16 protein-coding genes are annotated in these 21,300 nt (G+C 62.5%); 9 read left to right on the forward strand and 7 right to left on the reverse strand.

Features of this window, described 5'->3' with window-relative positions:
* The first annotated feature begins 10 nt into the window (after nucleotides 1-10).
* The 3 genes from ccoS to EZI54_RS02305 all read left to right on the forward strand — a co-directional run bounded on the left by ccoS (nucleotide 11) and on the right by EZI54_RS02305 (nucleotide 1,604).
* Nucleotides 11-247, forward strand: coding sequence for a cbb3-type cytochrome oxidase assembly protein CcoS (gene ccoS / locus EZI54_RS02295; RefSeq protein ID WP_131478606.1), 237 nt, complete (start codon nucleotides 11-13; stop codon nucleotides 245-247).
* Nucleotides 237-935 (forward strand): sulfite exporter TauE/SafE family protein, encoded by a 699-nt coding sequence (locus EZI54_RS02300; RefSeq protein ID WP_131478608.1) that lies wholly within the window; start codon nucleotides 237-239, stop codon nucleotides 933-935. The genes ccoS and EZI54_RS02300 overlap by 11 nt, the downstream gene beginning before the upstream one ends.
* Nucleotides 936-1,112: 177 nt before the next feature.
* Nucleotides 1,113-1,604 (forward strand): hypothetical protein, encoded by a 492-nt coding sequence (locus EZI54_RS02305; RefSeq protein WP_131478610.1) that lies wholly within the window; start codon nucleotides 1,113-1,115, stop codon nucleotides 1,602-1,604.
* Here EZI54_RS02305 and ttcA read toward each other — a convergent pair whose 3' ends face one another.
* Nucleotides 1,605-2,480 (reverse strand): tRNA 2-thiocytidine(32) synthetase TtcA, encoded by an 876-nt coding sequence (gene ttcA, locus EZI54_RS02310; RefSeq protein WP_131478612.1) that lies wholly within the window; start codon nucleotides 2,478-2,480, stop codon nucleotides 1,605-1,607. It lies immediately after the preceding gene.
* Between the two features lie 190 nt (nucleotides 2,481-2,670).
* Here ttcA and EZI54_RS02315 point away from each other — a divergent pair, with 190 nt between their 5' ends.
* The 3 genes from EZI54_RS02315 to EZI54_RS02325 all read left to right on the forward strand — a co-directional run bounded on the left by EZI54_RS02315 (nucleotide 2,671) and on the right by EZI54_RS02325 (nucleotide 5,168).
* On the forward strand, nucleotides 2,671-3,315 hold the full coding sequence (locus tag EZI54_RS02315; RefSeq protein ID WP_207389120.1) for a TetR/AcrR family transcriptional regulator: 645 nt from the start codon (nucleotides 2,671-2,673) through the stop codon (nucleotides 3,313-3,315).
* Between the two features lie 94 nt (nucleotides 3,316-3,409).
* The gene (locus EZI54_RS02320) at nucleotides 3,410-4,087 is read left to right on the forward strand and encodes a DNA-J related domain-containing protein (protein WP_131478616.1); all 678 of its coding nucleotides are present in this window, start codon (nucleotides 3,410-3,412) and stop codon (nucleotides 4,085-4,087) included.
* 31 nt (nucleotides 4,088-4,118) lie between these two features.
* A complete protein-coding gene (locus EZI54_RS02325) occupies nucleotides 4,119-5,168 on the forward strand; it encodes a polysaccharide deacetylase family protein (RefSeq protein ID WP_242674320.1) in 1,050 nt (349 codons plus the stop codon).
* 29 nt (nucleotides 5,169-5,197) lie between these two features.
* On the opposite strand, the gene EZI54_RS02330 is transcribed toward EZI54_RS02325, so the two are convergent.
* The 6 genes from EZI54_RS02330 to aceE form a co-directional block, all read right to left on the reverse strand.
* Complete coding sequence (locus tag EZI54_RS02330; RefSeq protein ID WP_131478618.1) at nucleotides 5,198-6,457, reverse strand: MalM family protein; 1,260 nt, start codon at nucleotides 6,455-6,457, stop codon at nucleotides 5,198-5,200.
* A gap of 11 nt (nucleotides 6,458-6,468) precedes the next feature.
* Nucleotides 6,469-8,094: an OmpP1/FadL family transporter gene (locus EZI54_RS02335; protein WP_131478621.1), complete on the reverse strand. Its 1,626-nt coding sequence runs from the start codon at nucleotides 8,092-8,094 to the stop codon at nucleotides 6,469-6,471.
* Between the two features lie 42 nt (nucleotides 8,095-8,136).
* Entirely contained in the window at nucleotides 8,137-9,144 is a 1,008-nt protein-coding gene (locus EZI54_RS02340; RefSeq protein ID WP_131478623.1) for a transporter, read from the reverse strand.
* Between the two features lie 65 nt (nucleotides 9,145-9,209).
* On the reverse strand, nucleotides 9,210-10,010 hold the full coding sequence (locus EZI54_RS02345; protein WP_131478625.1) for a C39 family peptidase: 801 nt from the start codon (nucleotides 10,008-10,010) through the stop codon (nucleotides 9,210-9,212).
* 381 nt (nucleotides 10,011-10,391) lie between these two features.
* Complete coding sequence (gene aceF, locus EZI54_RS02350; RefSeq protein ID WP_131478627.1) at nucleotides 10,392-12,329, reverse strand: dihydrolipoyllysine-residue acetyltransferase; 1,938 nt, start codon at nucleotides 12,327-12,329, stop codon at nucleotides 10,392-10,394.
* A gap of 23 nt (nucleotides 12,330-12,352) precedes the next feature.
* Nucleotides 12,353-15,016 (reverse strand): pyruvate dehydrogenase (acetyl-transferring), homodimeric type, encoded by a 2,664-nt coding sequence (aceE, locus tag EZI54_RS02355; protein ID WP_207389121.1) that lies wholly within the window; start codon nucleotides 15,014-15,016, stop codon nucleotides 12,353-12,355.
* Nucleotides 15,017-15,273: 257 nt separating this feature from the next.
* Here aceE and malT point away from each other — a divergent pair, with 257 nt between their 5' ends.
* The 3 genes from malT to malK all read left to right on the forward strand — a co-directional run bounded on the left by malT (nucleotide 15,274) and on the right by malK (nucleotide 21,034).
* Entirely contained in the window at nucleotides 15,274-18,030 is a 2,757-nt protein-coding gene (gene malT, locus EZI54_RS02360) for an HTH-type transcriptional regulator MalT (RefSeq protein WP_131478631.1), read from the forward strand.
* A 216-nt stretch (nucleotides 18,031-18,246) separates the two neighbouring features.
* A complete protein-coding gene (locus EZI54_RS02365) occupies nucleotides 18,247-19,863 on the forward strand; it encodes an alpha-glucosidase family protein (RefSeq protein WP_131478633.1) in 1,617 nt (538 codons plus the stop codon).
* Nucleotides 19,864-19,918: 55 nt separating this feature from the next.
* Nucleotides 19,919-21,034 (forward strand): maltose/maltodextrin ABC transporter ATP-binding protein MalK, encoded by a 1,116-nt coding sequence (gene malK, locus EZI54_RS02370; protein ID WP_131478635.1) that lies wholly within the window; start codon nucleotides 19,919-19,921, stop codon nucleotides 21,032-21,034.
* The last annotated feature ends 266 nt before the right edge of the window (nucleotides 21,035-21,300 follow it).

A 21,300-nucleotide genomic window follows, 5' to 3' on the forward strand; every position in this document is an offset into this window, starting at 1 on the left:
GGATATCGTCGTGGAAATCGTTTACCTGCTGGTCCCTGTGACGCTGCTGCTCGTCGGAGTTGGCGTGGCGGTCTTTGCCTGGGCGGTGAAGAGCGGGCAATACGACGATCTGGAAGGCCCCGCACACCGCATCCTTTATGACGATGACGAAGACCTGATCCCCGAAGAGTCGCGCGTGGACCACCGGTCTGACGACAGCAGGCCACATTCCGGCCAGGATGACGAACCGGAGCGCCATGACCGGTGAGCTGTTGCTGGACTACTCCAGCGCCTTCATGATCGGGCTGCTCGGCGGCGTGCACTGCCTGGGCATGTGTGGCGGCATCAGTGCCTCCCTGTCCATGGCCGTACCGGTCGGTGCCTCCTTCCGCCTCCGCCAGTCGTTCCTCATTGTCGGCTTCAATCTGGGGCGTATCGCCAGCTACACGCTGCTTGGCGCCCTGCTCGGCCTGCTGACCACCCAGGCAGTTGCCGCCTGGACGGCCCTGGCGCCGGTGTTGCGCACCCTGGCCGGTTTGCTCCTGATCCTGATGGGACTGTCGTTAGGGCAATTCTGGCAGGGCATCCAGGTCGTGGAACGGATAGGCGCCCCGGTCTGGCGCCACCTGGCACCATTGACCCGACGTTTCACGCCGGTCCAGCGTCCATCCCAGGCACTGACGCTGGGCCTGCTCTGGGGCTGGCTACCCTGCGGGCTGGTCTACAGCACCCTGGGTTGGGCGGCCCTGCAACCGTCCGTCAGCAGCGCGGCGCTGACCATGTTCAGTTTTGGCCTGGGGACCCTGCCGGCCATGCTGGCTACGGGTTTTGCGGCATCCCGTCTGCAACACTGGCGCCAGCATCGGGGGTTCCGGCAGTTGGTTGGCGTCTGCCTCGTGATCTTCGGCGTCTGGACCCTGCCGATCACCACCCAATGGCTGGCCCGGCTCGGCTGAGCCACATTCGGTCCGGATTTGGGCTGAAAATTTCACAGCTTTTTAATGTCGATTTATTGACCGGCCCGGAAGCCTGGACTATTGTCGTCAGAAAGTTAGGTCGTATTGCTAAAGTGACTTTCACAGATGAATTGCTAACTCATTGTGTGGCCTGCAAGCAGCGTGAGGGCTTTGCTCATGTCACAGGCGATTGCACTTCTCGATCACGTTATCCGCCCCGTCTCCCGGGCACTCGGTGACCCCCACCCTGTTGTCGAAGAAATCCTGCTCAGCGCTGCCACGCTGCGTGACTTTGACCCGTTCTCCCGGGGCGACGACGCGGGGCTCGGGGTGTTCGGCATCTCCCCTGGCCTGCACCGCCGGGTTTGGGACGAGTATCTCGCCTTCCAGCCGGACCGGGCAAGTCAGGTGCGCGGCTTTGCCAGCCAGCATGAGTTCCTGACCAACCCGGATGCCGAACTGGTCACCAATACGCGCTATGCCGCGGCAATCGGCATCAGCGCGCTGGAATGGGTCAAGCCATCCTGGCCGCTGCCGGAAGACGTCGACGGCCTCACCCGGCTTTGGTCAGAGCTGACCCTGGTGGAAGAGGAAACCTACCTGACACGACTGCACAACACCCTCGAGAGACTGTGCCGGAGTGCCAGCCAGCCGCACTATGCCCTGTGATCAGAGGTTGAGGACGTCCAGCCGCTCGAATGCCGGGGCCTCCGGCGTGGGAGCCGCACCGCTTTCGCGCCAGTCCACCTCAAGGCTGTCGAAGTCGTAGATGGCGGGATCCGCCAGATGGGACGGCGAGACATTGCAGATGGCCCGGAACATGGATTCGATCCGCCCCGGGTGCTCCCGGTCCCAGCTGTTCAGCATGTCCTTGACCACCTGGCGTTGCAGGTTTTCCTGGGAGCCGCACAGGTTGCACGGGATGATGGGGAACCGGCGCAACGACGAGTAACGCTCGATGTCCTTCTCGCGGGCGTAGACCAGCGGCCGGATCACCACATTGCGGCCGTCGTCGCTCTTCAGCTTGGGCGGCATGGTTTTCAGGCGCCCGCCGTAGAACATGTTGAGGAACAGGGTCTCCAGCAGGTCGTCACGGTGATGGCCCAGGGCGATCTTGGTGACGCCATGCTCCTCGGCAAAGTTATAGAGGATGCCCCGGCGCAGGCGTGAGCACAGCCCGCAGGTGGTTTTACCCTCGGGCACCTTTTCCTTGACGATACTGTAGGTGTCTTTCTCGATGATGTGGTACTCGATACCGAGTTCCGACAGGTAGTCCGGCAGCACATGCTCGGGGAAACCCGGCTGTTTCTGGTCCAGGTTCACGGCAATCAGTTCAAAGTCCACCGGCGCACTGCGCTGCAGGTTCAGCAGGATATCCAGCATGGTGTAGGAATCCTTGCCGCCACTGAGGCAGCACATTACCTTGTCTCCGGCCTCGATCATGCCAAAATCAGAGATTGCCTGGCCGACGTCACGACGCAGACGCTTCTGCAGTTTGTTGAGTTCCAGCGTTGCCTTGCGTTCGTCTTTGAGCTGCTCTGCCATAACCTTGCCGGGCGTTGATAAAATGGGGGCTGAGTATACCGGATCGCCGGCCTTTTCGTCATTGGGTCCGTCTCTATTCCGGGTTTCACGTATACCCGCCTGACGGCGACTTCGGCGAGTCTATGGCAGAGGATGACAAACAGTTCATAAAAACCAGAACACCCATGCACCCAAGGAAAGGGGAATTGACATGCTGGACACTGCCTCGCTCGGCAAACGCGAACGCAATCGCCTGAATAACCGCAAAGCCATCCTGGACGCGGCGCGGGACTGCTTCCGGGAATCCGGCTACGAGCAGACGACCATCCGCGACATCATTCGCCGCACACCGCTCGCCTCCGGAACCTTCTACAACTACTTCTCTGACAAACGCGACATCTTCGTGGCCCTGTTCCGGGATTTCCTGGATGCCCTGCGCACGCTCATCCGTAGCGCCCATGACATGGCTTCGGACGAACGCGACCTGATTCGACGCATGTACGCCTCGCTGTTCCTGGCCGCCGCCAAGGATCCGGTCACCTACGAACTGGCTCATCGCAACAGCCAGGCCATTCGAGAACTGTTCGGCGCCGACATCCTGGACCTGGCCATGGCGTCCATGGACACACACATCCGCTCGCTGGCCGCCGACGACCAGTTACGGGGCCAGGATCCGGATTACATCGGCGCCGCCTGTCGCGGTATTGCCTACGAAGTGAGCCTGCGCGTTGCCAAGCGGGTCCAGCAACGGCCCCAGATGGCGGACGAGGAAGCCCAGCGTGCCACCGACTTCGTAACGGGCTTCCTGCACAGCGACCCCTTCGGCAGCCGCGAACCCCATCGCCGCCGGGCCTGATGTGGTTCCCTCCCCGCAGCAACCGGGCCAGGGAAGCCGATGTTTGCACCCTTTGGCTTGGACTTCGGGGCGGGGTCCAGTAGGCTTCTGGAGTATGGACGAGCCACATACCCAGCCTCTGGCTGACCGACAGCACGACCTGGAAGCACGCCGGGCTGCCTTGCAGCAGAAGATTGCCGCCCTGCTGGTGGCGGTCGAGGCGATCCTGCGGGAGGAAAGCGGCGGCCTGAGTGAACTGGCCCTGATCCGCCGGCTTCAGGCGGCCCCCTGGAAGCTGCTCGAGCGCGTCGATTTCTCGGAGCCCTCGGCCATCTACCCCGCGCACTTCCTGGTCTTCCACTGCCTGTACCGACTTCGGGACGACCTGGGGCCCGCCGGTGAGCACCTGCACATCTCACCGCTGGACATCCACCTGACGCCGGGGCACATTGCGTCCAACGAAGCCCTGCCAGGCGACCAGGACCAACTGCGACTGTTCTACCTGGACCTGTCACAGTACGATCTCTCGGAAACGGCCGTGCAGCAGATGCTGGACGATTTCTGGGCCGGTCGCACACCGACAACGGATTCAGGGGCCCTGAACGAAGCCGCCCGGGTGCTTGGTTTCGAAACATTGCCGGATGACTTCACGCTCATTCGCCAGGCTTATCGCCGACAGGCCATGCAGGCTCACCCGGACAGGGGGGGCACCAAGGAAGAAGTCCAGACCCTGAATGCCGCCTTCCATACCCTACGCCACCATTTTCTTTCAGCAGTAGGAGCCGTTCGCTGAGATCACGGCTCCGGAAAAGAAGGATATCCACGTGAGAAAACCGTTCAGGTACCTGCTCAACCTGCTGGTCGCAGCGCTAATCGGTTCGGCCAGCCTGCCAGCCGCCGCCGATCTGGTGGTGCTCCAGTACCATCACGTCAGCGACCAGACCCCGGCTTCCACCAGCACCACGCCGGACCTGTTCCGTCGCCAGCTGGCGATGCTCGAGAAACTCGACATTCCGGTCAAACCGCTTCAGTCGGCCACCGAACAGGCCCTGAACGGCAAGACGGGCCGCCAACCCGTCGCCGCCCTGACCTTCGACGACGCTTACAGCTCGGTTTACGACACGGCGGCGCCTATCCTGCTCAAGGCCGGTATCCCCTTTACGGTTTTCGTGAATTCCCAGGCCATCACGGAACAACGGCATGGCTATATGACCTGGGACCAGCTCAGGGACTTGGCCAGCCACCCCGAGGTCACGATCGGTAATCACAGCGCCGATCATGCCCACCTGGTGCGCCGGCCCGATGAAGCGGAAGACGCCTGGCACACACGGGTCAGTGCCAGCCTGGACGAGGCCCAAAAGACCATCGAAGCCAGGCTCGGCACGGATGCGCCACTGTTTGCCTATCCCTACGGTGAGTTCGATGCGGCGGTGGAAACGCTGGTGAAACAGCGGGGCTGGTATGGCTACGGCCAGCATTCCGGTCCGATTGGCCCCACTTCCGCCGATACCCGCCTGCCCCGCTTCCCCATGGCCAACGCCTACGGCGGCGTTGATGGCCTCAAGGACAAGCTTCTCAGTGAAACCCTGCCAGTGGATGCCAGCCAGTTGCCGGACGGCACGCTGAACCGGAACCCGCCGGTGTTGCAACTGGACCTGCCAGACCACATGAAGCCGGGCCCTCTGACCTGCTATGGCTCACAGGTCGGGCGACTTTCCGTCACTCCCGTCGGGGATGGGCATAGCGTGGAAATTGTCGCAGATCGGCCATTCGACAGCCGCCGCTTCCGTTACAACTGCACTTATCCGGCGGGCAACGGCCGCTATTACTGGCAATCCGTGCAATGGCTGGACCTGTCGCAGCCGGAAGACTGATACCGGGACGCTGGCACAGGGACGCGCGCCTAACCGCCAAGCTGGGCCAGACTGACCAGTCCCCGGGCGGTGTGACGGATTACCTGCGGCGCGCCGTCCGCTTCCAGGACGGTCTGTCCGGCCTGGTCGTCACCACGGCTCATGATCAATAGCCAACGGTCGCCGTGATCGGGAAAGACCGGGACCCGGGCCTCGAGGTAGCCGTGGCGATGCCAGTTCTCCGGGCTGTAGTCGTACACCAACTCCGTCACCATCCGCCGGGTCTGCATGTCCCTGCCCAGGAACACCAATGTCGGCAGGAACACACCGTGGTCCTCATAGGAGCGCACCTGCATCACGAAGGCGCCGGACTCGGACGCTGACGGCAGCCTGACCAGCCGGTAGACACTGGAACCAGTGGAGAAACCGAACTCGGGAGCCATGTCGTCAAGCTCCACCTGGAACTCCCGGGAATCGTCCCAGGCGACCGGATCCTTTACCGGCAGATCCTCGCAACAGTGCTCCTGCCAGGACTGGAGCAGCGTTTCGGTCCAGTCGATGCCCAATACAGCCAGGGTTTCCGGATTCGCCTTCCGCGATGACGCCGGACTGCGGCCGTCGATCACCATCGCGGCCGACAGTCTGGGCGCCGGACGTCCCCGGGCAGGCTTTTCAAAGCCGGGCTCGGGGCGGTAATAGTCAACCCGGACTTGGCCACTGGCATCACGCCAGGTGTAATACGGCAAGGGGTCCCCTTCCCGAATGAAGCCTCTTTTAGCCAGTTCGTCGCCGTCGGGGTAGTTGTCCAGGTTGTATTCGGAGTCATTGCCGGACACCGCCGGAGCCCGTTGACTCTCCCCGGATTGACCGGAAGACACGCCCTCGGGAGCGACCGCCTTCGCCGCTTCGTCCGCAACCCGGGCGGGCTCGGTCGTTGGGTCCACCTTGGGATCGGCCAGGGGCGCAACGGGCCCTGGCGGCGGCTCCGCAGGGCGGCTGGCCGCTTCCCGGCGATCATCCACCGCGGTCGGGTCAACGATGGGAACAGGCGGCGGTTCCTGCGTCGCGGCAACGGGTTTCGAGGGCGAGGCCTCTGCCGTTCCGGCCGGCTCCCCTGCGGCCTGTTTCCGGGCCTTAACCGCCTCGGCGCGTTTCTCGACCGGGTTCTCCGATTCCCTGATGACACTGGAGTGGACCCGCCCCTGCTCGTCCACCCAGGTGAAATAGCGATCCTCCGCATGGCCCACCGACACGACCATACCGAGACAGATGCCGAGGAACAGGCCAGGCCGGTGTCGAACAGTCGCCATATCCGCGTCTCCTAGAATTTCGTGCGGAACGTCAGGCCCGCCATCACGACCCGTAGCCGCGTCTTCACGTCAAGCCCGGCGTAGGGGTTGTAGATGATGTTGGTGATGCCGGTGCAGTTGAGGTTACAGCTGGTGTTCGCCGGAATCTTCTCGATGGACTCGAGATAGCTCAGGTTCATGTCGATCTGGGTGTCCCGATCCCAGCGATAGCCCATCCCCACACTGTACAGGTTGGCCCCGCCGAACGGCGCCATGACCTGGCGCTGGTCGTCCGGAATGACCGAATCCCGGATTTCCACCCCGGCGCGCAGGTCCAGCCGCGAGGACGCATGGAATTCCGCGCCAAAGCCCCAGTTCCACTGGTCCTTGAAGCCCAGCGGCAGGCTCAGGGAGTTGGGCGTGGCGTTCTCCGGCGAGAGGATACGGGCGGCGTTGAGGAATTCCAGGTTGCGATCGAACTTGAACTTCAGGGCATCCCATTCCGAGTAATCCGTCCAGCCCACGTCGACATTCAGGGTCAGCTTGGGGTGGACCTTGATGCTGATGCCCGTCTGGAAATGCTGCGGGTAGGTCAGGTTCAGGCTGACATTGCCGGACTCGCGCGGCGCCCCGGACGGCAGACTCAGGATCGCCGATCCCACGGCGCCGAGGATGGAGCTGTTGACGCTCTGCCAGAAACCGGACCAGTCGTCGGTGTACTCGATCGAGAACTTGCCGTGCATGTTCATGTCGGCTTCGGAACTGTAGCTGGCGCCCCAGGAGAACCATTCCGTCGGCTCCCACATGACCCCGAGGTTGTAGGTGGGCGACACGCTTTGCTGGACATCCACGCTCAGCGCACCGATATCGTCCCAGGGCCCCACGTTACCGCCACACAGTGCCAGCCAAGGCGCCAGCGGTTCATCTCCGGACTCACAGTTGAAGGCGTCCTGAAGGACCTCGGCAACCCCGAGCAGCATGTTGGGCGCCCGCATGTACTGATCCGCCGCGACCGCCATGTGGGAAAGATGAATACCGGCGCCAACCGACCATTCGTCATTGATCTTGTACGCCACCGTTGGAGACAGGTAGGTGGTCCGTTGCAGGGCGGTGGCCTTGGGCTGGTAACGACCGGGGTCGTCGCTGTCGCGATAGAAGCCGGCGGCCATCGGCAGGTAGAAGGCGTTGCCGAAGGTCAGCTTGGAACCGGGGGCGTTATAGCTGAAGCCCGCCGAGGGTGCCAGCGCCGGACCCGGCGGCATTTTCTGGATGCCGAATCCCGGCACATAGAGCGCCACGGTATTGGTGTGGCTGTGGGAGTTGGCCACGGGATCCTTCTGTTTCCCGGTCAGCGGGTCGGTGGCCAGACCGTCGATGCCGAATATTTCATAGCCTTCGGGGGCATTGAAGTCGGCGTCCACATCCAGGTACACCCCCAGCAGCGTCCCCTCCACTTGGCGGCCGTCCAGCTTGGTCAGCCCTGCCGGATTGTAGTGAATCGCCATGATCCCCGGCGGATCGGCCGTCACCGCGTTCCCCAGCGCCAGGGCCTTCGGGGATATGGTCAGGTTCTGCGCCAGCTGGGCCTGTGCCCCGCAGGACAGCGAACCCGCCAACAGCGCCCCGAGAATCCGTGTCTTGTTGTACTCACGTCGCATGAAACTGATCATCCCTTGCCGTTCGCACGCCCTATGCCCCGGTTATTCCCGGAGGCCCGAGATGTTGATCGGCAGGGACAGACCAATGGAAAAATCCGGTGCATCCTCGGTCAGACCGATGCCCAGGCTGGTGTTGACGATCGTGGTGTCGCTGACCCGCGTGCCCAGGGAGAAGCTCAGGAAGCCGGTCATCTGGTCCTGGGCCACGGCCTCCGAACCGTCGCTGAAGGTCAGCTGGGTTTCGTCGCTGTAGCTGATCTGGCCCGACACACTCAGGGAAATGTCGTAGGACAGCGAGTAGGCAAAGCCCATGGAGGCGGACAGGCCGAAACCCGGCTCCACCTTGGTCAACAGACGGGCACCCCGCACCTGTTCGAGGCCGTCCTCCGGCCTGTTGTAGCTGGCGCTCACAGAGCCATAGAGCACCACCGGATCGAGCACCTTGGAGACGCTCGCACCGCCCGAAACGGTGTAATAGCCGCTACCGGTCGAGAGCTGCCGCTTGATGTCGATTTCATAGGGGCTGACCCCGGTCTTGGAGGTCAGCGACGCAAACAGGGTGGTCGACATCTTGCCCGGCACGTAGGCCGCGGGCTGCCAGCGGGCAGTGAAAGAGATATCGCCGAAATCGTAGACTTCCAGTTCGTCCTGGGTGTCGTACTTGACCACCAACGGCACTCGCGTGCCGATGGTCAGGTTATCCAGCAGGCCGTAGTCGTAGGAAAAGGCGTTGGTAAAGCTGTGGGTCGCCGACGGCACGATGTCCAGGTTGCGGACCGAGCCGTCGGTGATTTCCAGGTCCAGGCGCTGGTCCCCGGTGTAGGAATAGTCGAAGGAGTACGTCAGCGCGTGCGTCCCCTCCTTCTGCAGCGAATAGTTCTTCTCCGCCGATTGGAACACTTCCTCCAGTTGCTTTGCGGAGTCTTCGTCGCCCTCCTGCTTGGACAGGGCCTCACGCGCCTTGTCGACGCTCTCGTCCTGCCCCCAAACCAACGCCGGCAGGCCGGCCATGGAACAGATGATCACACCTCGCACTACCCAACGATTCATCCCAGCTCCCTTATTATTCGGTCTTGTTTTCCTGACGTGTGTCCGGCGCCCGGGTCGAAGGGCGATCAATTACGCCGGTAGAACAACTGTTTACGAGTGTTCTCAACAGTGCGGTCAGGATTGTTCTTCTGCCTTTCCAAGAGGTTGTTGATGCGACGACTGGTCGCTTCGTGAAACTCCGGAATCGTATCCAGCGCAAACAGGGTCATGGTCTGGTCGTCCACAAAGCGCATGTCCTCTTCCTTGAGTTCCAGGGCATCGAGCGGCTTTTCTCCCCCCGGGAAGACAATGAACAGGACATTGCCGTCCCACTTTTCCTGGAAGTTGGAGAGCGTGAAGGAGATATTGCCCACCGACGGATCCGCGATGAACACGCGGTCGTCGCGAATGGCGCGGAGGACGACAAAGTGTTTGAAGCCGGCATGGTGGATCGGCACGATCGCCGGGTGGTCCAGCTCCTTGAGGTCGTCGATGGTGGCGCGGAAACCGCCGGACGGATACCCCAGCGCCGTCACCAGGCGTTTCATGTCGAGCATCGAGAAGGCCCTGCGCTCGACGATGCGCTCGCTCTCACCGTAATGCAGCAACCCCTCCATCACCTGGCGCTCGTTCAGGTTGCGCCCCAGGTAGTATTTGAGGACGGTGGTCAGCGCCGCTGAACCGCAGCTGTAGTCGTAGGCCTGACGCACGATGTTGCGATAGCGCTGCTCGACGAGCGGCGCCACGGTGTACTGATTCCTGAGCTCCTGCGGATTGCTGTCCATCCGCTGCTCCACCACGATCTCGCCCTTGTCGAAAGGCTCAAGAACAGTGGCCTTCTCAATCATCGCAAACGTCATGATGGAACCCGCCAGCACGAGAATCATGGCAAATGTCGTTTCCTGTTCTGAGGATTGGATCCGGTTCCGGTTTGCTGAATAGGGCTCTGGGCGGCTTTGGTTATCATTGTTCTGGCGCATGCCTGCCGTTACATCCTGTAACGCTAAGATACCGGATTGATATCGCCCTTAAAGATAACTGTGCCTCAAATCTCTTCGGCCACGGGCGGCCATCTGACGCGGTTTTGCGAGCCAGTTCACGTCATCGGCAATCGGGAAAGGTGCGCGTTGAAACTGCCACGGCAAACGCCGAAAACATCGCATTACGCCGGCAGCAGACTCGGGAAAAGAGAGGGAGAAAAGGAAAACGGGGGCGGAAATGAAAAGGCCGATGGCCCACCCCAGGGGTGAGCCACCGGACAGCCGGGATCAGAGAAGCAGCTGACGCAGGTCTTCCAGTCCGGCACGGAGGGTATTGGTGAAGCGGGCCGCATCGGCGCCGTTGATCGCACGGTGATCGTACGACAGCGACAATGGCAGCATCAGCCGCGGCTGGAAGGCGGCGCCATCCCAGACCGGTGCCATCTTCGAGCGGGAAACCCCCAGGATCGCCACTTCCGGCGTGTTCACGATCGGCGTGAACGCGGTGCCGCCAATACCGCCGAGGCTGGTAATGGTGAAGCAGGCGCCCTGCATGTCCTTCGGGCCCAGCTTCTTGTCGCGGGCTTTCTGGGCCATCACCTGGCACTCCTCCGCCAGCTCCCACAGGCCTTTCCGGTCCACGTCCCGGATGACCGGAACCACCAGACCGTCCGGGGTATCCACGGCAATGCCGATGTGGATGTAGCGCTTCTGGATGATTTCTTTCTTCTCCATGTCCAGGGACACGTTGAAGTTCGGATGGGCCTCCAGTGCTTTGGCGCAAATCTTGAGCAGGAAAGCCATCGGCGTCAGCTTCACGCCGCGCTTCTCGCCTTCCTTCTTCATCGACTTGCGGAAGTCTTCCATCTCGGTGATGTCGGCTTCCTCGAACTGGGTCACGTGCGGCACGTTGAGCCAGCTGCGCTGCATGCTGTCGGCGGTCAGCTTCATCAGGCGGCTCATGCCAACCCGCTCGATGTTGCCGAACTGGCTGAAGTCCGGCAGCTTCACCGCCGGCAGACCGGCACCACCGGCCGCCGCCGGCGCACCGCCTTCCTGGACCTGGCTCAGGGCACGCTTGACGTAGGCTTCCACATCCTCCTTGAGGATGCGGTTTTTCGGACCACTGCCCTGGATGCGACCGAGGTCAGCGCCCAACTCACGGGCCAGACGCCGTACCGCCGGGCCGGCATGAACACGCTTGCTCGGCTGCGCCGCCGGTTCCCCGCTGGGCTTCGGTGCCGGGCTTGCGGTCGGCTTGGCCGCCGCGGGTGCCGGGGCCGATTCCGGAGAAGACGACGGCGCTGGCGCGGACTGGGCCGTCGAGCCGCCGGAAACCTCAATCTGGCCAACCACATCACCTTCGCTGATGCTGTCACCGACCTTCACGGAAATCGACTTGATGGTGCCGGCCGATGGCGACGGCAACTCAACCGTCGCCTTGTCGGATTCCACCACCAGGATCGGGTCTTCCTCGGCGACCTGATCGCCCGCGGATACGCTGATCTCGATGACCTCGACCGAGGCCGAGCCTCCCAGGTCCGGCACCTTGATGTCCTCGACACCACCGGAAGCGGCCGGCGCCGACTCAGGCTGAGACGCCTGCGCCGGTTTTTCGGCTTCAGCCGCCGGTGCGGACTGCGCAGGCGCGCCGCCACCGGAGACTTCCATCTGGCCGACCACATCGCCTTCGCTGATGCGGTCACCCACTTTCACGGAAATGGATTTGATCGTACCGGCCGCCGGCGCCGGCAGTTCAACCGTCGCCTTGTCGGATTCCACCACCAGAATGGGGGCCTCTTCTTCAACGGAATCGCCTGCGGAGACGCTGATCTCGATCACCTCGACCGAATCCGCGCCACCCAGGTCCGGCACCTTGATGTCCTGGACACCGCCGGACGCCGGTTGCTCGGCGGCCGGAGCAGCGGCTTCCGGGGCTTTTTCCTCAACCGGGGCGGCGGCGTCAGACGCGTCGTCCGCATCACCGCCCTCGCCCGCTTCCAGTTGGCCGACCACATCGCCTTCGCTGATCCTGTCACCGACGCTGACGTTCAGCGCGGTGATCTTGCCGGCCTTGGGTGCCGGCAGTTCCACAGTGGCTTTGTCGGATTCGAGGACCAGGATCGGATCCTCTTCGGCAACACTGTCGCCGACATTCACACTGATTTCGATGACCTCAACCGAATCCGAACCGCCAAGGTCAGGCACACGAATATCTTCTGCCATGATGCTGTGTCTCCTTAACGGTTTTAGTGGGTCGCCGGGGCCGGCTTGTCGGCATCGATGCCGAACTCGCGGATGGCCTCTTCAACCACTTCAGGCTTGATCTTGCCCTGACGCGCCAGGGCGCCCAGTGCGGCCACGACCACGTGATGACGGTCGACTTCGAAGTGACGACGCAGTTTCTCGCGGGTGTCGCTGCGACCGAAACCGTCGGTGCCCAGCACGGTGTAATCCGCCGGCACCCAGGCACGAACCTGCTCGGCGAACAGGCGCATGTAGTCGGTGGACGCAATCACCGGCGTATCGGCATCGGCCAGGGTGTCCTGGATGTACGCGGTACGCGGGCGTGACGCCGGATGCAGGCGATTCCAGCGCTCGACGTTCTGGCCATCACGGGCCAGCTCGGTGAAGCTGGTCACGCTGTATACGTCGGAAGCCACCTCGTACTTCTCCGCCAGGATCTTCGCGGCTTCACGCACCTCGTTGAGGATGGTGCCGCTGCCCAGCAGGCGAACGCTGTGCTTGGCCTTCTTGGCACCTTTTTTGGCGCCCTGGGATTCCAGCTTGTAGATGCCGCGGATGATGCCTTCCTCGGCGCCCTTCGGCATCGCCGGGTGGGCGTAGTTTTCATTCATCAGCGTCAGGTAGAAGTAGACATTCTCGTTATCGCCGTACATGCGCTGCAGGCCGTGGCGTACGATGACCGCCACTTCATAAGAGAAGGTCGGGTCGTAGGACACGCAGTTGGGCACGGTGGCGGACAGCAGGTGGCTGTGGCCATCCTGGTGCTGCAGGCCTTCGCCATTCAGCGTGGTCCGGCCGGCGGTACCGCCCAGCAGGAAGCCACGGGCGCGCATGTCGCCGGCCGCCCAGCACAGGTCGCCCACGCGCTGGAAACCGAACATCGAGTAGAAGATGTAGAACGGAATCAGCGGATAGTCGTTGGTGCTGTAGGAGGTCGCTGCCGCGATCCAGGCGGACATGGCACCGGCTTCGTTGATACCTTCCTGCAGGATCTGGCCCTTGCGGTCCTCGCGGTAGTACATGATCTGGTTGCGGTCGTTGGGCGTGTACTTCTGCCCTTCGGCCGTGTAGATCCCCATCTGGCGGAACATGCCGTCCATACCGAAGGTCCGGGCTTCGTCCGGCACGATCGGGACGACGCGGGAGCCGATCTGCTTGTCCTTGAGCAGCGTGCCCAGCATACGCACGAACGCCATGGTGGTGGAGAATTCCCGGTCACCACTGTCGTCCAGTTGCTGCTTGAAGGTCTCCAGCGGCGGAATCGTCAGCGGCTGGCAGTCGCGACGGCGACGCGGCAGGGAGCCACCCAGCTTGCTGCGCATCTTCTGCAGGTACTTCATCTCCGGCGAATCATCGGCCGGCTTGTAGTACGGCATGCTTTCGATCTCGTCGTCGGAGATTGGCACGCCGAAGCGGTCACGGAATGCCTTGATGGTGTCCATGCTCAGCTTCTTCTGCTGGTGCGCGGTATTCTGCGCCTGGCCCTGCTCACCGAAGCCATAGCCCTTGATGGTGTGGGCCAGGATGACGGTCGGACCACCCTTGTGGTTAACCGCTTCATGGTAGGCCGCATAGACCTTGTACGGGTCGTGACCACCGCGGTTCAGGGCGTAGATGTCCTCATCGGACATGTGTTCGACACGCTTGAGCAATTCCGGGTCGCGGCCGAAGAAGTTCTGGCGCACATAGGCACCGCCGTTGGACTTGAAGTTCTGCATCTCGCCATCGACGGCTTCGTCCATGACCTTCTGCATGCGGCCATCCTCGTCCTGCTCGAACAGCGGATCCCACAGGCGACCCCAGACCACCTTGAGCACATTCCAGTTGGCGCCTCGGAAGATGCCTTCCAGTTCCTGGATGATCTTGCCGTTACCACGGACCGGACCGTCCAGACGCTGCAGGTTGCAGTTGACGACGAAAATCAGGTTGTCGAGCTTTTCGCGACCGGCCAGACCGATGGCACCCAGGGTCTCGGGCTCGTCACACTCACCGTCACCGATGAAACACCAGACCTTGCGGTCCGGCCCTTCGGTCAGTTCACGGTTGTGCAGGTACTTCATCACATGGGCCTGGTAGATGGCCTGGATCGGCCCCAGCCCCATGGAAACCGTGGGGAACTGCCAGTAGTCCGGCATCAGCCAGGGATGCGGGTAGGAAGACAGGCCGTCGCCGTCCACTTCGTTACGGAACTTGTCCAGGTGTTCTTCCGTCAGACGCCCTTCCAGGAAGGAACGGGCATACAGGCCCGGTGAAGAGTGGCCCTGGAAGTAGATCAGGTCGCCTTCACGGGTTTCGTCACCGGCGTGGAAGAAGTAGTTGAAACCGACATCCAGCAGCGTCGCGATGGATGAGAACGAGTGGATATGGCCACCCAGCTCGCCCGGGCGCTTGTTGGCCCGGATGACCATCGCCAGCGCGTTCCAGCGGATCAACGAGCGAATGCGGCGCTCCATGAACAAATCGCCCGGCATGCGCGCTTCCCGGCTGGCAGGAATGGTGTTGCGATACGGTGTATTGACGCTGTAGGGCAACGCCGCCCCGTCCCTGCTGGCGCGTTCGCCCAGCCGCTCGAGCAGAAATGCTGCCCGTTCAAGCCCTTCCTCACTCAGAACGGAGTCAAGGGCATCCATCCACTCCCCGGTTTCCGTCGGATCTTCATCATGCAACATTCAATATCTCCTCGTGCGGAAGCTGGGCTCGACCGGTTCAGGATCGCCACTGGCTCTTGCGGGACAGACCTGTCCATAATGGCATGCGGCCGGGACGGGTCGGGGATGAAAGAGCAGACGATCGGCTACCAGAAGCAGCCCTGTGAAGTCATACGACTTTTGTAGTAATAAATAAATCAAGGTAACTTATTGGCGCTCTATAATAGAGTTTTTTTGCTATTATTTACAACAAATGAGCATGACCGGCGATGGTAATGACAACAACAATCGGGCCAGGTGAGCGCACCTTTATCAGCGCGAAAACCTTACCACCACAGGCGCCCGCGGCACTGATTGCCCGGGAAAAATTCAATGACACGCTGCATGAAACCAATAATGTCGGTCTCATGCTGGTCCAGGCACCCGCCGGCTACGGCAAGACCACCACGGTTGCCGAGCGGCTACAGGCGCTTGAGGCCAACGTGGCCTGGTACCGCCTGGACGCGCCCGACAACCAGCCCGGACAGTTCGCGGCCTACCTCGCACACACCCTGGAAAGCCATCGGCCAGGCACCTGCCCGGATACGTTACGACGGCTGACGGCATCCGGCTTTGATAACCTGCAGGAATTCCTGACCCACCTGCTGGCCGAAATGCCGGTCGAGGCCGAACCGCTCTACGTCGTCCTGGACGACTACCACCTGATCACGGACCCGGAGATCCACGAGGGTATCCGCTTCCTGCTGCGCCACCAGCCGGCCTACCTGACGCTCATCCTCCTGACGCGCACGGTGCCGCCCATCGGCGTTGCACAGTTGCGCATGCAGGGGCATATGCTGGAGATCAGCGCCCGCGAACTCGGCTTCGATGCCGACGAAGCCCAGGACTATTTCGAACAGCGCCTGCCCTACGAGGTCTCGAGGGAAAGCATCGAACGGGCCGTACGGCGCGTCGAGGGCTGGGTATCGGCCCTGCAACTCGTGGCCACCAGTGCCGCAACCAGTGTCGCTTTCAACGAAATGGTGGAGCAATTCGAGGACGGCAACCAGTACATTTTCGACTACTTCGACGAATTGCTAGGTCGCCAACTGGACGACGAGGCCCTCGGTTTCCTGCTGCGGACATCGCTGCTGGACCGGTTCAATGCCTTCCTCGCCATGCGCGTGGCCGGGCACCGGGACGGTCAGGCCCTGCTCAACCAACTGATCAGTAAGGGCTTCTTCGTGATGCCGCTGGACAGCAGCGGGCTGTGGTTCCGCTATCACCCCCTGTTCAGCGCCTATCTGCGCCATCTTGTCGCCTGCTCTGCGCAGGAGGACGTCAAGGCCCTGCACCAGAAAGCCAGCGATGCCTGGCGCGAACTGGACCGCCCCGAGGAGGCGGCCCGCCACGCGGTCAGGGCGCGAGACCCACAGCGGATCACCCGGATCCTGCTGGACCACGGCCGCGCGTTCTTCACCGAAGGTCAGTTTGCCCTGCTACAACAGTGCCTGGATGCCCTGGATCCGGCCCGTATCGCCGACGAGCCTTTGCTGACCCTGCTGCGCGCCTGGGTCGCCCAGAGCCAGTACAAGTTCGACGAGGCGGAACAATGGCTGGCCGCCGCCGAGACCAAGCTCAAGGAGCATCTCAGCGACGACGACTTGCGATCCGTTCGCTGCGAGTTCAGCGCCGTACGCGCCCAGGTGGCCATGAACTTCGGGGATTCCCATACGGCCCTGGGGCAGGCCACGGACGCCATGGAGCAGGAGGCCCGCATACTGCCCACCTCCAAGGTGGCGGCCGCATCGGTGATGGGCGAAGCCCTGTTTGTCGAAGGCCACCTCAAGGAAGCCCTCGCCCGCATGCAGGACACTGAAACCCTGGCCCGGGCTCATGGCGCTCACCAGAACGTGCTCTGGGCGCTGTGCCAGCAGTCGGAAATCAATGTCGCCATGGGGCTGCTGCAGAAGGCCTATAACGTGCAGGAACGGGCTTTCCAGTACGCCGACGAATACCACCTCGACCACCTGCCGATCCTGGAATTCCTGTACCGCATCCGTAGCCAGGTGATGTGGGAATGGCACCACCTGGAAAACGCCGAGCGCTGCTCCCTGCAGGGCATCGAGATTCTGGAAGCCCAGGGTGAACGCTGGTACCTGCAAAGCTACACCTCGCTGGCCAAGGTGGCCCAGGCCCGGGGGCGCCAGACGCTGTGCGCCGACTACATACAGAAGATCCAGAAAATGCTGGCCTCCGGCGAGTACCACATCGACTGGGTTGCCAATTCCCACGCCACCATGCTGTCGTTCTGGGACGCGGTGCGGGACCGGGAGGCCATCCAGCGCTGGCTGACGGCAGCGCCGGAATACACCATCGAAGACGCCAGCAACCACTTTCTCCAGTGCAATGCCCGCAACTGGGCCCGTGCCTACCTGAGCCTGGAACAGCCGGAAAAGGCCAAGCCGATCCTGGAAGGCCTGCAAGCCGTGGCCGAACGCATCGGGCTGCAGATGGACCAGAACCGCAACCACATCGCGCTGGCCCATATGCACTGGCAACTGGAGGATCGCGAGCAGGCGCTGTTCCACATGCGCGGGGCGCTGCAACTGGCCAGCACCACCGGCGCGGTGGGCAGCTTCCTGCGACTGGGCAAGGTCCTGATCGTCATCCTCAAGGCGCTGATCAACGACCACATGATCGATGGCATGGAACTGCAGCGGGCCGAGCGCCTGATCCAGCTGTCCCAGCAGCAACGGGACTTCAGCCGCGCCATCCGTATCTCGCTGGACGAGGCCATCATCCAGGACATCATCGACCGCCCGGATGTGCCGGAACTGATCCGCACCTCGCCACTGACCCGGCGCGAGTGGCAGATCCTCAGCCTGATCCACGCCGGCCTGTCCAACGACCAGATCGCCGAGCACCTCAAGGTGGCGGCGACGACCGTCAAGACGCACATCCGCAGCCTGTACCAGAAACAGAACATCGCGCACCGTTCCGAGGCCATCGAACTGGCCCGGGACCTGTTGAGCAAGATCCAGGGGGAGTAGGGATCATCGGGGGCCAAGCAACCACCGGGTGCTCCTACGCCCCCTCCTCCCCCCATCTACGCCAGCAAAAAGCGTGTCAGGAGGATGCCCGTCCGGTTCCACACAAGCACCATAGTGTCATCACAAAAACAAGGGCGCCGCGGGACCGGTCGGCTGTGCGATCCACGCCACCACGACGTTCACGGACGCCAAAACCGACTTTGTTCTGAGTGAGGCATGATGCAAAAGAATCCCGACTGGTGGCGCGGTGCTGTCATCTACCAGGTTTATCCCCGCAGCTTCTTCGACTCCAACGGTGACGGTATCGGCGATTTGCCGGGCGTGACCGCCAAGCTGGATTACATTGCCAGCCTCAATGTCGATGCCATCTGGCTGTCGCCCTTCTTTACCTCACCCATGAAGGATTTCGGTTACGACGTCTCCGATTACCGGGGTGTGGATCCGATCTTCGGCACCCTTGAGGATTTTGACGTCCTGATCGCCGAGGCGCACAAGCGCGACCTCAGGATCATGATCGACCAGGTACTCAGCCACACCTCGGAAGAACACGAGTGGTTCAAGGAAAGCCGGGCCAGCCGGGACAACCCCAGGGCCGACTGGTACGTCTGGGCCGAGGCACAGGCCGATGGCACGCCGCCCAACAACTGGCTGTCCGTCTTCGGTGGCTCCGCCTGGGCCTGGGACAGCCGTCGCCGGCAGTATTACCTGCACAACTTCCTGACCAGCCAGCCGGACCTGAACTTCCACAATCCGCAGCTGCAGGACCAGATCCTCGACGAGGTGCGGTTCTGGCTGGACCGGGGTGTCGATGGCTTTCGCCTGGACGCCATCAACTTCTGCTTCCACGACCCGGAGCTGCGCAACAACCCGCCCAGCGAGGCGGTCCAGGAAGCGTCGATCGGCGTGCGCAAGGAAAACCCCTACGCCTACCAGTACCACAAGTACGACAAGACCCGGCCGGAGAACCTGGCGTTCCTCAAGCGCCTGCGGGCCCTGCTGGATGACTATCCGGGCACGACCACCGTGGGCGAGATCGGCGACGACAACTCCCTGCAGACCATGGCCGATTACACCAGCAACGGCGACAAGCTGCACATGGCCTACTCGTTCGACCTGCTGACGGAACAGCGCGGTGCCGGTTTCATCAGGCATACGGTGGAAAGCATCGAGTCCAAACTGGAAGACGGCTGGCCCTGCTGGGCCATCGGCAACCACGATGTGGCCCGGGTCGCCAGCCGCTGGCAGGCCAACGGCCCGGAGCAGATCAAGCTTTTCATGATCATGCTGTTGAGCCTGCGCGGCAGCGCCTGCATCTACCAGGGCGAAGAACTGGGCCTGACCGAAGCCGAGCTGGCCTTCGAAGACCTCGTGGATCCCTACGGCATCAGCTTCTGGCCGGAATACAAGGGTCGCGACGGCTGCCGGACGCCCATGGTATGGGACGCCACAGCCCACAACGCGGGGTTCAGCGTGGCCAAGCCGTGGCTGCCGGTGTATGAGGAGCATTTGAGCGCGGCCGTGTCCGAGCAGGACCGTCAGCGGGGTTCGGTGCTGCAGGCCTACCGCGAGTTTCTCGGCTGGCGCCGGCAGCAACCGGCCCTGCTGTCCGGTGATATCCGCTTCCTGGAGAGCCCGGAGGACACCCTGCTGTTCAGCCGCGAGACGGATGGCCACCGGCTGCTGGTCGCGCTGAACTTCAGCGACCAGACCGTGTCTCTGCCGTTACCGCAGCCGGCCACCGCCATACCGGATACACCGGCGTCGCTGTCAGCGGACTGGCGCGGCAGCGCGGTCACCCTGCCCCCGCACGGGGCGGGAATCGCCAGGGTTTAAACAGGCTCCGGCCTGCGGGCCGGACCGCCATACACTGACAAGAAGACTGAAGACTATGGCAAGCGTCACTCTCAGAAACGTCTACAAGCGCTTCGGCGACGCCGAAGTCACACGCAACGTCAACCTGGACATCCAGGACGGCGAGTTTGTGGTCTTCGTGGGGCCTTCCGGCTGCGGCAAATCCACCCTGCTGCGGATGATTGCCGGCCTGGAGGACATCTCCGAAGGCGACCTCTACATCGGTCAGGAGCGCGTCAACGACAAGCCGCCCAAGGACCGGGAAGTGGGCATGGTGTTCCAGTCCTACGCGCTCTACCCGCACATGGACGTGGCCGAGAACATGGCCTTCGGCCTGAAGCTGGCCAGCGTCAAGAAAGGCGAGATCGACCGTCGGGTGAACGACGCGGCACGCCTGCTCCAGCTCGACAACCTGCTTCAACGCAAGCCCAAGGACCTGTCCGGCGGGCAGCGTCAACGGGTGGCGATCGGCCGGACCATCGTCCGTGAGCCAGCGGTGTTCCTGTTCGACGAACCCCTTTCGAATCTGGATGCGTCCCTGCGAGTCCAGATGCGGATCGAGATATCCGGCCTGCACAAGCGCCTGGGTGCCACCATGATTTACGTGACCCACGACCAGGTGGAAGCCATGACCATGGCTGACAAGATCGTCGCCCTGGACAACGGCGCCATCGCCCAGGTGGGCAAACCGCTGGAGCTCTATCACTACCCGGCGACCCGTTTCGTGGCGGGGTTCATCGGCTCGCCGAAAATGAACTTTATCGACTGCGACGTGGTGGCCGCCAACAGCCAGGAGGTCACCGTCAACCTGCCCGGTGCCATGCAGATGACACTGCCCATCAACGGCAGTGCGCTTTCCGAAGGCGAAGCCGTTACCCTGGGCATTCGCCCGGAGCATTTCTCGAGCCGGGACCAGGGCGCCGTGGCGATCCAGGGCACGGTCAATGTCGTCGAGCGCCTGGGCTACCAGACGCTGGTTCACCTGGATATCGAAGGTATCGACGGCATCATCACCATGCGTACCGAGGGCACCAACCCGGTCCAGGAAGGCGATGCGGTTGCAATCGGCATCAAGCCGGAGATGTGCCACCTGTTCCGTCAGGACGGCACGGCTTGCCCGCGGCTCTTCAAGGAGCCGTGCGTCGACCTCTAGTGTCCCGTCTGGTTAATTCGCTGATCTACTGAGCGCCTGAACGCTTTGAGAACAAGGCGCGGTAGCGAAGGTTTGGTGGTTCCAAATCGAGCTGCCGCAACACCGCTATCAAAGCGTTCAGGCGCTCCCGAAGGGCGCACCGCTGACGCCTCTGGACCTGCGTTGCCAACCCTTGATGTGGAACCACCACACCGGCGGGCTGGCGCCTTGACCAGAGACGTCAGCGGTACGCAGTAGGTCAACGAATTAACCAGACGGGACACTAG

Source organism: Marinobacter halodurans (assembly GCF_004327985.1).
GTDB lineage: Bacteria > Pseudomonadota > Gammaproteobacteria > Pseudomonadales > Oleiphilaceae > Marinobacter_A > Marinobacter_A halodurans.

Bases quoted from the DNA above. Each gene is read 5' to 3' on its own strand.
- EZI54_RS02300 (WP_131478608.1), top strand. From the start codon at position 237: ATGACCGGTGAGCTGTTGCTGGACTACTCCAGCGCCTTCATGATCGGG.
- EZI54_RS02305 (WP_131478610.1), top strand. From the start codon at position 1,113: ATGTCACAGGCGATTGCACTTCTCGATCACGTTATCCGCCCCGTCTCC.
- ttcA (WP_131478612.1), bottom strand. From the start codon at position 2,480: ATGGCAGAGCAGCTCAAAGACGAACGCAAGGCAACGCTGGAACTCAAC.
- EZI54_RS02315 (WP_207389120.1), top strand. From the start codon at position 2,671: ATGCTGGACACTGCCTCGCTCGGCAAACGCGAACGCAATCGCCTGAAT.
- EZI54_RS02320 (WP_131478616.1), top strand. From the start codon at position 3,410: ATGGACGAGCCACATACCCAGCCTCTGGCTGACCGACAGCACGACCTG.
- EZI54_RS02330 (WP_131478618.1), bottom strand. From the start codon at position 6,457: ATGGCGACTGTTCGACACCGGCCTGGCCTGTTCCTCGGCATCTGTCTC.
- EZI54_RS02335 (WP_131478621.1), bottom strand. From the start codon at position 8,094: ATGCGACGTGAGTACAACAAGACACGGATTCTCGGGGCGCTGTTGGCG.
- EZI54_RS02340 (WP_131478623.1), bottom strand. From the start codon at position 9,144: ATGAATCGTTGGGTAGTGCGAGGTGTGATCATCTGTTCCATGGCCGGC.
- EZI54_RS02345 (WP_131478625.1), bottom strand. From the start codon at position 10,010: ATGATTCTCGTGCTGGCGGGTTCCATCATGACGTTTGCGATGATTGAG.
- aceF (WP_131478627.1), bottom strand. From the start codon at position 12,329: ATGGCAGAAGATATTCGTGTGCCTGACCTTGGCGGTTCGGATTCGGTT.
- malT (WP_131478631.1), top strand. From the start codon at position 15,274: ATGACAACAACAATCGGGCCAGGTGAGCGCACCTTTATCAGCGCGAAA.
- EZI54_RS02365 (WP_131478633.1), top strand. From the start codon at position 18,247: ATGATGCAAAAGAATCCCGACTGGTGGCGCGGTGCTGTCATCTACCAG.
- malK (WP_131478635.1), top strand. From the start codon at position 19,919: ATGGCAAGCGTCACTCTCAGAAACGTCTACAAGCGCTTCGGCGACGCC.